Origin of the sequence: Actinophytocola sp. (assembly GCF_036002505.1) — a bacterium.
Classification (GTDB): Bacteria; Actinomycetota; Actinomycetes; order Mycobacteriales; family Pseudonocardiaceae; genus DASYTH01.
The window spans coordinates 1-9,676 of record NZ_DASYTH010000160.1; the positions used below are offsets into that span (position 1 = coordinate 1).

Sequence of the window (9,676 nt, forward strand, 5' to 3'; positions counted from 1 at the left end):
CCCGGAATCGGCCGCGGAATAAATTGGCCCCCTGTCCCGGTCATGGTGAACGGGTGAATGTTCCGGCGTGTCGCTGCGGGCGGGACAGGGGTAGATCTAGCGTGATTCTCCATGAGTAACCCACGGCCAACGGCCCGCGCCCGGGAATTGGGTTTGGCCCTGCGCAGGGCAGCGGACGCGGCAGGTATGAGCAACCGGAAACTGGCGCATCGCCTCGGCTGGTCGGATTCCAGGGTAAGCAGGATCTACACCGGTACCCGTGGCATCAGCGTGCCCGACCTGGTCGCGCTGCTTGCAGTGTGCGGGATCAAGGGGCCTGCCAAGCAGAACTTGATCAAGCTCGCCTCCCATGCCCACGAACCCGGCTGGTGGCAGGACTACGACGATCGTCTTCCCGTCGAGCTGCAAACCCTCATTGACTATGAGGACGCAGCGATCGCCATCACCAACTTCTCAACGCTCACAGTCCCTGGGCTCCTCCAAGTGGAGGACTATGTCCGCGCGCTGATGAGAGCATCCGTGACGGTCCCTGCCAATGAGGTCGGTACCAGGGTCGAAGCGCGGATTCGTCGCCGCGAGATCTTCGACCAGTTGCATCCGCCAAAACTCCGGTTCTTCATTGATGAATACGTGTTGACCCGCACCGGTCCGGGCCGCGATGTCATGAGTGATCAGGTTCACCATCTGCTTCGCATGGCAACTCGCCCACATGTGGAGATTCGAGTTATCCCTGATGGCCTTGGCTTCCATCCCGGAAGGCAGGCATTCCACTTGATGGAGTTCACCGAGTTGCACCCTGTGGTTCACGTCGAGGTGGACACGTCCGTGCTTTTCCTCGAGCGCAGGCCGACTACGACCGCCTTCCGACGGATAGCGGATGCGCTCGCGCGTGTCGCCTTGACCGAGGGACAATCCATGGACTGGATTGCTGGCCTGGCTCGTGAGCTAGGCACACCTCGGAGGGAGCACGATGAGAAGGCGGGACACGACGAGCCTGGCCTGGCGGAAGAGTTCTTTCAGTGATGTCAACGAGTGCGTTGAACTGGCTTGGCCTGGCGATGTCATCTTTGTTCGGGACTCGAAGAACCCGGCTGGTCCCGTGTTGATGTTTGAGCACAGCCGGTTCGGCCGGCTTCTGGCAAGCTTGGGGCGGTGAGCAGGACCGCATTGATCACCGGCGGGACCGGTGGGTTGGGATCGGCCGTCACCTCGGCGTTCGTCGAGGCCGGGTGGCGTGTCGTGGTGCCGTGGATCGTCGAGGCGGAGTTGAAGCGGGTGGCTGAGCACCCGCTCGTGCACACCATGCAGGCCGACCTCTTCGATCCGGACTCCGCGAAGGCCGTCGCCGCGTTCGCCGCGGGTGAGCCGGACGCACCACTGGGCGCGCTGGTGAACCTGGTCGGCGGGTTCGCGATGGGCGGTCGGGTGCACGAGACCGACATCGAGGAGTTCGAGAAGCAACTGCGGCTCAACCTGCGGCCGACCTACCTCGTGTCGCAGGCCGTGTTGCCGCACCTGATCGCGGCCGGTGGCGGCTCCATCGTGTGCGTGTCGAGCCGGGCGGCGGTGAAGCCGTTCCCCGGTGCGGCGGGGTACATCACCTCGAAGGCCGCGGTGCTCGCGCTGGTGGATGCCATGGCGGCCGAGTACCTGGACGACGGGATCCGGGTGAACGCCGTTCTGCCGAGCGTTATCGACACGCCGGCGAACCGGGCGTCGATGCCGGACGCGGACTTCGGCACCTGGGTCACGCCGGTGCAGATCGCGGAGGTGATCCTGTTCCTGGCATCCGAGGCGTCCGGCGTGATCAGCGGCGCGCACCTGCCGGTGTACGGCCGGGCCTGATCATCGCGGGGTGAGCACGCAGAACTCGTTGCCCTGCGGGTCTTCGAGCACGGTCCACGGCACGTCGCCCTGACCCACGTCGGCCGGCCGCGCGCCGAGGTCGATGAGCTTGGCGACCTCGGCGGCGTGGTCCTCGCCGGCGAGCGGCGCGGTGTCGAGATGCAGCCGGTTCTTGCCCTGCTTGGGATCGTCCGACTTCAGCAGCGCCAGCCAGGGGCCGGTCCCGCTCGGCGCCCGCAAGAACACCAGGTGCGGCCGGGTCTCGACGACCGGCCAGCCCATGGCCGCGCTCCAGAACGGTGCCAGCGGGTGCGGGTCGGCGACGTCGAAGACCATCGCGGCGACCGCGCCGGTGTTCGCGACGAACTTCTCCCGCGGATCCTCGTAGACGCAGAACTCATTGCCCTCCGGGTCTTTCAGCACGGCATGCGGCACGTCGCCCTGGCGGATGTCGGCCGGCCGCGCACCGAGGTCGACCGCGCGATCGACCAGGCCGGGCTGCTGGGCGAGGTCGAGGTGCAGCCGGTTCTTCACGGTCTTGGGCTCGGGCACCGGGACGAACACGATGCCCAGCTCCGGGCCCTCAAGACAGGTCTCGTCCGGGTCCTCGAACGTCACCGGCCAACCGAGCAGGTCGGACCAGAACCGGCCGATCACGGGCGGATCGGCGGCGTCGACGGCGAGGTGAACGAACCGGTTCGGCATGATCACACAGGTTAGGCGGTATTCCGAAGTCATGGCTATTGGCCGTGTCCACCGTCGCGCAGGCCCTCTGACGTCGCCATATTGGCTTGTGACGTCGCCATATTGGCTCGTGGCGTCGCCATGTTGGCCGACTGTGCGTCGGGGTCGCCGTCAGCTGTGTCTTGCCTCGGCGTCACCAGCCAACACATCCGCGTCAGACGCCAACATAGCGACGTGGCGCGCCAATACGGTGACGAGGTGCGGCTGCCGCAGTATTAGGAGTGCAGGGCCGGGCCGTCGACCTTGTATCGCCAGCGCTCCGGCGCCGGGGGCGGCCACACCGGGATGACCACGCGGAACTCGTTGCCCTCCGGGTCGGCCAGCACCGAGTACGACACCTCACCGTCGTGCCGGCGCACCACCCGGGCGCCCAGCTCGCACAACCGGTCCACGTCCGCGTCGTGCTGGTGCGCCCAGTACGACTCGAACCCCAAGCACAGCCGGCCCAGCGCGGGGCTGCGGTCGGCCACCCGGGAGAACTCCAGGAACGGTCCGCGGGCCGGCTGCCGGGGGTCGCGCAACGTGGCGAAGTCGGCGGCGCTCTCCATGATGTCCCAACCGGTGGCCGCACCCCAGAACGCGGCCAGCAGCTCCGGGTCGCCGCAGTCCACCACGATCGCCGCGATCGCGCCCGCGTCGGAGTACCGGTCCCGCGGCTTGAGCAGGCAGAACTCGTTGCCCTCGGGGTCGGCGAACACCGTCCACGGCACCAGCTCGCCCTGCCCGATGTCGATCACGCGGCCGCCGATCAGCGGGAGCGCCTCGCGCGAGGCCTGGTACTCGTGCATCCCCCAGGTGTTCAGGTCGAGGTGCATTCTGTTCTTACCGGACTTCTCCGGCGCCCCCGGCGAGAACGTAAGATCCAGCGTCGAACCGTCCTCTTCGGACGGAACAATGCGGACCTCCCCGCCCGCCTTCGCCTCCACGCGCCACTCATCGACCGAGGACGTCCAGTAGTACACAAGGGCGTCCACGTCCTCGGCCTGAAAGACGACGCTGGTAAGCCTCACCGGCATGCCCAGACGCTATCCGGTCCCCCCGACACCGCGCGGTCCGCCTCATCGGGTGGCGAGGCGGAGGAGAGCCCAGATCTGGGCGATGGCATCCTCGCTGCCCTCCCGTTCCAGATCCCGGGTGTGCGGCGGAACGCGACCCCAGAGCCACAGGTACATGGTGTGCGGGTCGGCGATGATGGTGCCGTCGCCCAGTTCGTCCGGGTTGTCCACGCGCCAGGACGAGGTGGCGTGCGGCGTCGACCGGGCCATCCACTCGCGGCCGCCGGTGCGGATCTTGAGCCGGGCGTGCCGGGTGCCGGACACCCCGAGCACGTCCAGCCGGTGCGCGAACCAGAGCGTGAGCACCTCGTCCACGCCGTCCACCGCCACGTCCTGCGGCACCCGCTCCGGGTCCAGGCCGGCCGCGGCCTGCACGTCGACCCGGTGCACGGTGGTCTCGTGCGCGAGCCGCCGGTACCAGAACCCGTACGTCTCGTGCTCCGGCCACCAGGTCGGGCAGGGGGTGTCCGGGGGGTGCGCGGTGAGCTGATCCACCACCGCGCGCATCCCGGCCCGCAGGTAGTCCGTCACCGACTGGTCCTCGTCCGGCTCGCGCTGCCAGGCCGTCGGCCGCACGCCGGACCGGACCCAGGCCAGCGCCATCCGGTACACGCTGCCGACGTGCCGGACGGTGTCACCGAGCGTGAGCCCCGGGCAGCCGGGCACCTCGAAGTCGGGGTCGGCGCCCTCCGCCGAGCCGGCCATCGCCTCGGCCTCGGCCTCGATCCGTTCCAGCAGTCGGGGGAAACCGGTCAGCGTCCAGCTCATCGGGTGGTTGCGCCGTTGACGGCCCGGCGGACCAGGCCGGTGAACTGCTCGGCCTGCCGCACCAGGTCGTCGGCCGCCCGCGGGCTGACCACCCGGGTGATGCCGGCCTGCACGGACGCGCGGGTGGCCGAGCCGGAGGCGAAGAACGCGGCCCACTCCCGCAACTCCGGGGCCACCGAGGCGAGCAGCGTCCACACGCTGGTCGGGCGGGACCGGGCGCGGTGCGGGCGGCCGCGCAGCGCCAGCATCGCCGCGGCGGCCCGCAGCGCGCACAGGTAGGCCATGGCGAAGCGGTGCGCCGGGTTGGGCTCGTGCCCGGCCTCGACCAGCCCGTGCTCCGCCTCGGCCAGCAGGCGCAGCGCGGACGGCGGAACGGCGGGCTGGATCGGGAAGTCCAGGGTCATGGTCATGAGGCCTCCTCCGGCTCAAAGCCATCACGGGATGTGACGACCACGCCGTGGGGAAGCCGGCGGCGCCCGGTGGCAAGGCGCTTCCCCCACCCCACCACCGGGCAGTGCTCGAACACCTGTTCGAACAGTTCGAGCTTAACTCCCGGAGTAGGCCCGCTCAACCCCGGCCCGGAATTTCCCTCCCGTCACGCACCGTGAACGTGATCTGATGTTCGTATGGCCACGCTCGACCACCCCGCCATCGCCAAGGTCGCCGCCACGCTGCGCGAGTCCGGGCTCGCCGCCGCGGCCGACCGCATCCGGATCCTCGACGGCGAGGTACGCACCGCCGCGCTCGCCGCGCAGGTGCTCGGCGTGCCCGTCGGGGCGATCGCGAACAGCCTGCTTTTCCGTGCGGTGTATGAAGGTTCGGTGGAACCGCTGCTGGCGCTGACCTCCGGGGCGCACCGGGCGGCCCCGGACCGGCTGGCGGCGCTGGCCGGCGCGGAGCGGGTGGTCATGGCCGACCCGGCGTTCGTGCGGGAGCACACCGGCCAGGCCATCGGCGGGGTCGCCCCGGTCGGCCACCCGCGGCCGGTGCGCACGCTGGTCGACCCGTGGCTGGCCCGGCACGAGGTGGTCTGGGCCGCCGCCGGCCACGCGAAGTCGCTGTTTCCCACCACGTTCGCCGAGTTGATCACGCTCACCGGGGGCGTGGCTGCGGACGTGTCCGGCGAGGAGGAGGATGGATCTCTGTGACCTCAGTGCCGCCCCGCGTTGAGCGGTTCGTCGAACTGTCCGCCGACGAACTGCGGTCCCGACTCCACGAGGCGCTCTCGCTCTACGTGACCGCCATGCGCTACCCCAAAGGCACCGCCGAGCAACGTGCCCCCATGTGGCTCGCCCACATGCTCCGGACCGACTGGCGCTGCGTCGTCGCGCTGGACCCGAACGAACGCCTCGTCGGAATCGCCTACGGCTACCGCGGCGCCCCCGGCCAGTGGTGGCACGAGCAGGTCCGCCGCGGCATCATCGAGCATTCCGGCCCGCCCGCCGCCGACGCCTGGCTCACCGATTACTTCGAGCTCACCGAGGTCCACGTCCGCCCCGACAGCCAGGGCCACGGCACCGGCGCGGAATTGTTACGCCGCTTACTGTCCGGCGTCCACGCCACCAATGTTCTGCTGTCGACGCCCGAGGGGCCGTCGCGCGCCTGGAACCTGTATACGCGCCTGGGTTTCGTGGACGTGTTGCGCCATTACCGGTTCACTGGGGACCCGCGGCCGTTCGGGGTGCTGGGGCGCCGCTTACCGCTCCTGTAGCCATGCCCTGAAGGTGACCTTCAGGGCGTTGAATGCCCTGAAGGTCACCTTCAGGGCATTCACAGCACGGCGAGGCGTTCGCGGAGGGTGCCCAGGCCCATCGGCCCCATGCGCAAGGCTTCCATGTGGAACTGTTTGAGGTCGAACGCCGCGGCGTGCCGGGTACGGAGATCGTCGCGGGCAGCCAGCCAGAGGCGTTCGCCGAGTTTGTAGGCGGGGGCCTGGCCGGGCCAGCCGAGGTAGCGGTCGATCTCGTCGCGGACGGCCACCGGATCGGTGATGGTGCGGGTGGTCATGAACTCCAGGGCCAGGTCCGGAGTCCAGCGCTCACCTTCGTGGAAACCGGTGCCGGCGGGGATTTCCAGTTTCAGGTGCATGCCGATGTCGACGATGACCCGGGCGGCACGGAAAAGATGGGCGTCGAGCATTCCCAGCAGGTTCCCGTCGTCGTCGAGATAACCGAACTCGCGCATCAGGCGTTCGGCGTAGAGGGCCCAGCCTTCGCCGTAGCCGGGGACCCAGGCGAGCAGGCGCTGGAACCTGTTCAACCGCGCCGCCTCGTGCACCGCGGTGGCGACCTGGAGGTGATGGCCGGGGACGCCCTCGTGGTAGACCGTGGTGACCTCGCGCCAGGTCGAGAACTCCTCGCGGTCGGCCGGCACCGACCACCACATCTGGCCGGGGCGGGAGAAGTCGTCGGTGGGGCTGGTGTAGTAGGCGCCGACCGGGCCGCCCGGCGGGGCGATCCTGCAGTCGAGCCGCATCAGCTCGTCCGGGATCTCGAAATGCACGTCGCGCAGGTCGGCAAGCGCCTGGTCGGACAGCTCCTGCATCCAGGAGACCAGCGCCGGCTGGCCGGTGAGCTGGTAGCGGGGGTCGGCGTCGAGCGCGGCGGCCGCCTCGGCGATGCCCGCGCCGGGCTTGATCCGGTCGGCGACCGCCTTCATCTCCGCCTCGATCCGGCCGAACTCCGCCCAGCCCCACTCGTACGCCTCGGCCAGATCCACCGCCGCACCCAGGTAGAGCCGCGACCAGAGCCGGTAGACCTCCGCACCGACGGCGTCCTCGGCCGGCGCCACGGGCGCGATCGTCTCGCGCAGGAACGTGGCCAGCTCGCCGTAGGCCTTCGCGGCGGCCCGCGCGGCGCTGTCCAGCTCGGCCCGGAGCGACTCGCTCACCCCGGACGCCCCGGAGACCAGGGTGTCGAAGTACGACGGCGACCCGTCCGCGCCCGACCACGTGTCGCACTGCCCGGCGGTGCGCTCCACCTGGCGCAGCGCCGACACGATCCCGTTGCCCGCGCTGTCCGCCAGTGCCGACCGGTACCCCGCCAGCGTGTCCGGCACCGCCGCCAGGCGCGCCGCGATCACCTCCCAGTCCGCGGCCGTCCCGGTCGGCATCAGGTCGAACACCTGCCGGACGATCTGCACCGGGCTCTCGATCACGTTGAGCGAGGCCGCGTGCAGGCCGGACTCATGCAGCTCCAGGTCGAGCCCGACCCGCTCGGCGAACACGGCCTGCGCGTTGCGCTCCCCGTCGTCCGCCGGCTCGGCCGCGGCGACCTCGCGCAACGCGCGCGCGGACAGCTCCGCCCGGGCCTGATGGCCTTCCGTCGAGAAGTCGGTCAGCCGGTCGTCGTACCCGGCTATGCCCTGGAACGTCGCGGAGATCGGGTCCAAGGCCACGAACTCGTCGACGTACCGGTCGCTGAGGGAGTGCACAGACGCCATGGCCCGCACGCTACCGCTACCGATCATGGACCCGGCACCGAGTTTCGTCGGTACCGGCTGGCAGGATGACCGGGTGCGCCCGCTCCCCTACCGGCTGACCGCCCTGGCGTTGCTTGCCGTGCTCGCCATGCTCTCCCTGAGCGGCTGCGTTCGGATTCAGGCCGCGCTCGCGGTCTCCCAGGACGACCTGGTGTCCGGCAACGTGGTGATCGCCGCGCTGCCCAGCAAGACCGGCGACGAGGGCCCGCAACTGAAGATCGTGCCGGAGCTGGCGGAGAAGGTGCACACCGAGCGGTACGCCCAGGACGGCTATGTCGGTCAGCGGCTGACGTTCAACGACCTGCGGTTCGCCGACATGACCGTGCTGGTGGAGTCGATCACCGAGCAGAAGCAGTACCGGCTGAGCTTCCGCCGCTCCGGCGACCTGGTGTCGATGGCCGGCTCGATCGACCTGACCCAGCTGCCCGCGGAGAAGGCCGACGTGCTGGTCAAAATGGCCTTCCCCGGCACGATCAACCGCACCAACGGGGTCAACGAGGACGGCACCGTCACCTGGAAGCCGAAGCCCGGCGCGGTCACCGAGTTCAACGTCACCGCCCAGTACACCGACACGTCCGGCGTCTCCTGGACAAAATGGGTGCTGATCGTCGGCTCCTCCGCGATCGGCGTCGCCATCATCGTGCTGGGCTTGGCGCTCCTCGGGCACCGCCGCACCCAACGCCAACTCGCCGCCGAGCAGGCCCAGGCAGCGGCCTGACGCCGCCAAGTTTGCCGCTCACGTCGCTGTGTTGGCGTCTGGCGTTGCCGCATTGGCCGATGGCGCGGTGGGCCGCGGGCGGACGGACCGATGCCCGGTCAAAGGGGTGCCCCGCCACCGCTCAACACACCACCGCCACAAGCCAACACACCGGCGTGAGCGGGGTCAGGCGACAAGGAGGCGAAGGCCGAGCTCCGCCGCTTCGAGATCGAGGAGGTCGCGGTTGCGTTCGGCCCAGCGGCCTGAGGCGAGGTCAGCATGGAGGCGGTGCACCGCTCTCCGCTCGGCATCCGGCCCGACGCTGGCCCAGACCGATATTCCGCGACGGACATTCTCGTCCAGGTATGCCTCGGGCCGGCGCCAGTAGGCCTCGAAGAAGCCGTCGGCGCAGTCCCACGGGACGAGCACCGGTTCCATCCGGGCTCCGATCGCGCGGGCCAGCTCGGTCAGGGAAGGACGGCCGGCCTGAAGGTCCGCGAACTCGGGCAGGTAGTCGCGAGTCAGCCAGAACCGGCCAGGGTCACCGGTGTCGCCCGCGAACACCACCACCCGGCGAGCGACGCGCCGCAGCTCGCGCAGGCCGGCGATCGGGTCATGCCAGTGATGGATGGTGGAGAAAGCCATCGCGGCGTCGAACGACTGGTCCTGGAACGGAAGGCTCTCCGCGGTGGCGGCCACGCACGGCGCCGCGCCGGCGGGGCGCTGCGCCCGCATGACCACCGACGGTTCCACCGCGATGACGTCGCGGTCGGAGGGCTCGTAGGAGCCGGTTCCCGCGCCGACATTCAGCACGGTTCGCGCATCGCCGAGTGCCGCCCAGAACTGCTCGGCGATTCGCGGCTCGGTGCGCCGCGTCACCGTGTAGGTGGCTCCGATGGTGTCGTACAACCGCGCGCCGGACATCAGCTCTAGCTCGTCCGGCTGGGGACGAGGTTCAGGCGGTCGACGACCTCCATCGTGGCTTTGGAGCGGTTGAAGGTGTAGAAGTGCAGGCCCGGGACGCCTTCGGCGAGGAGGCGTTCGCAGAGCTCGGTGACGATCTCCATGCCTTCGGTGCGGAAGGCGG

At 69.8% G+C, this 9,676-nt stretch carries 13 protein-coding genes; 6 read left to right on the forward strand and 7 right to left on the reverse strand.

Translation table 11 applies throughout. The annotated features are described in order from the left end of the window. The first annotated feature begins 111 nt into the window (after window positions 1-111). From VGR06_RS13970 to VGR06_RS13980, 3 genes are read left to right on the forward strand one after another with little or no spacing between them, the layout of a single operon-like run. Window positions 112-1,023, forward strand: coding sequence for a helix-turn-helix transcriptional regulator (locus VGR06_RS13970; protein ID WP_327559484.1), 912 nt, complete (start codon window positions 112-114; stop codon window positions 1,021-1,023). Beyond that, window positions 971-1,156, forward strand: a complete 186-nt coding sequence (locus VGR06_RS13975) for a DUF397 domain-containing protein (protein WP_327559485.1) — start codon at window positions 971-973, stop codon at window positions 1,154-1,156. The genes VGR06_RS13970 and VGR06_RS13975 overlap by 53 nt, the downstream gene beginning before the upstream one ends. Further along, window positions 1,153-1,845 (forward strand): SDR family NAD(P)-dependent oxidoreductase, encoded by a 693-nt coding sequence (locus tag VGR06_RS13980; RefSeq protein ID WP_327559486.1) that lies wholly within the window; start codon window positions 1,153-1,155, stop codon window positions 1,843-1,845. Before VGR06_RS13975 ends, VGR06_RS13980 begins: the two co-directional genes overlap by 4 nt. Here the strand turns inward: VGR06_RS13980 and VGR06_RS13985 are convergent, their stop codons facing one another. From VGR06_RS13985 to VGR06_RS14000, 4 genes are all read right to left on the reverse strand, one after another. Beyond that, window positions 1,846-2,550, reverse strand: a complete 705-nt coding sequence (locus VGR06_RS13985) for a VOC family protein (RefSeq protein ID WP_327559487.1) — start codon at window positions 2,548-2,550, stop codon at window positions 1,846-1,848. A 254-nt stretch (window positions 2,551-2,804) separates the two neighbouring features. Continuing rightward, window positions 2,805-3,605, reverse strand: coding sequence for a VOC family protein (locus VGR06_RS13990; RefSeq protein WP_327559488.1), 801 nt, complete (start codon window positions 3,603-3,605; stop codon window positions 2,805-2,807). Between the two features lie 42 nt (window positions 3,606-3,647). After that, window positions 3,648-4,412 carry a maleylpyruvate isomerase family mycothiol-dependent enzyme gene (locus VGR06_RS13995; RefSeq protein WP_327559489.1) on the reverse strand — a complete coding sequence of 255 codons (765 nt, stop codon included), beginning with the start codon at window positions 4,410-4,412 and terminating at the stop codon, window positions 3,648-3,650. After that, window positions 4,409-4,822 carry an SAV_6107 family HEPN domain-containing protein gene (locus tag VGR06_RS14000; RefSeq protein WP_327559490.1) on the reverse strand — a complete coding sequence of 138 codons (414 nt, stop codon included), beginning with the start codon at window positions 4,820-4,822 and terminating at the stop codon, window positions 4,409-4,411. Before VGR06_RS14000 ends, VGR06_RS13995 begins: the two co-directional genes overlap by 4 nt. A gap of 216 nt (window positions 4,823-5,038) precedes the next feature. Between VGR06_RS14000 and VGR06_RS14005 the strand changes: the two genes are divergently transcribed. After that, the gene (locus VGR06_RS14005; protein ID WP_327559491.1) at window positions 5,039-5,560 is read left to right on the forward strand and encodes a YbaK/EbsC family protein; all 522 of its coding nucleotides are present in this window, start codon (window positions 5,039-5,041) and stop codon (window positions 5,558-5,560) included. Further along, the gene (locus VGR06_RS14010; RefSeq protein WP_327559492.1) at window positions 5,557-6,123 is read left to right on the forward strand and encodes a GNAT family N-acetyltransferase; all 567 of its coding nucleotides are present in this window, start codon (window positions 5,557-5,559) and stop codon (window positions 6,121-6,123) included. Before VGR06_RS14005 ends, VGR06_RS14010 begins: the two co-directional genes overlap by 4 nt. Before the next feature lie 59 nt (window positions 6,124-6,182). On the opposite strand, the gene VGR06_RS14015 is transcribed toward VGR06_RS14010, so the two are convergent. Continuing rightward, window positions 6,183-7,853, reverse strand: coding sequence for a DUF885 domain-containing protein (locus VGR06_RS14015; RefSeq protein WP_327559493.1), 1,671 nt, complete (start codon window positions 7,851-7,853; stop codon window positions 6,183-6,185). Here VGR06_RS14015 and VGR06_RS14020 point away from each other — a divergent pair. Continuing rightward, complete coding sequence (locus tag VGR06_RS14020; RefSeq protein ID WP_327559494.1) at window positions 7,852-8,610, forward strand: DUF3153 domain-containing protein; 759 nt, start codon at window positions 7,852-7,854, stop codon at window positions 8,608-8,610. The genes VGR06_RS14015 and VGR06_RS14020 overlap by 2 nt on opposite strands. Before the next feature lie 165 nt (window positions 8,611-8,775). Here VGR06_RS14020 and VGR06_RS14025 read toward each other — a convergent pair whose 3' ends face one another. After that, a complete protein-coding gene (locus VGR06_RS14025; RefSeq protein ID WP_327559495.1) occupies window positions 8,776-9,513 on the reverse strand; it encodes a class I SAM-dependent methyltransferase in 738 nt (245 codons plus the stop codon). Window positions 9,514-9,518: 5 nt separating this feature from the next. Beyond that, window positions 9,519-9,676: methylenetetrahydrofolate reductase (locus VGR06_RS14030; RefSeq protein ID WP_327559496.1), on the reverse strand; the 158-nt coding region annotated here is incomplete at its 5' end.

Coding starts and splice junctions, on each gene's coding strand:
- VGR06_RS14000 (WP_327559490.1), bottom strand. CDS start 4,822: ATGACCATGACCCTGGACTTCCCGATCCAGCCCGCCGTTCCGCCGTCC.
- VGR06_RS13975 (WP_327559485.1), top strand. CDS start 971: ATGAGAAGGCGGGACACGACGAGCCTGGCCTGGCGGAAGAGTTCTTTC.
- VGR06_RS14025 (WP_327559495.1), bottom strand. CDS start 9,513: ATGTCCGGCGCGCGGTTGTACGACACCATCGGAGCCACCTACACGGTG.
- VGR06_RS13995 (WP_327559489.1), bottom strand. CDS start 4,412: ATGAGCTGGACGCTGACCGGTTTCCCCCGACTGCTGGAACGGATCGAG.
- VGR06_RS14015 (WP_327559493.1), bottom strand. CDS start 7,853: ATGGCGTCTGTGCACTCCCTCAGCGACCGGTACGTCGACGAGTTCGTG.
- VGR06_RS13985 (WP_327559487.1), bottom strand. CDS start 2,550: ATGCCGAACCGGTTCGTTCACCTCGCCGTCGACGCCGCCGATCCGCCC.
- VGR06_RS14020 (WP_327559494.1), top strand. CDS start 7,852: ATGGCCCGCACGCTACCGCTACCGATCATGGACCCGGCACCGAGTTTC.
- VGR06_RS13990 (WP_327559488.1), bottom strand. CDS start 3,605: ATGCCGGTGAGGCTTACCAGCGTCGTCTTTCAGGCCGAGGACGTGGAC.
- VGR06_RS14005 (WP_327559491.1), top strand. CDS start 5,039: ATGGCCACGCTCGACCACCCCGCCATCGCCAAGGTCGCCGCCACGCTG.
- VGR06_RS13970 (WP_327559484.1), top strand. CDS start 112: ATGAGTAACCCACGGCCAACGGCCCGCGCCCGGGAATTGGGTTTGGCC.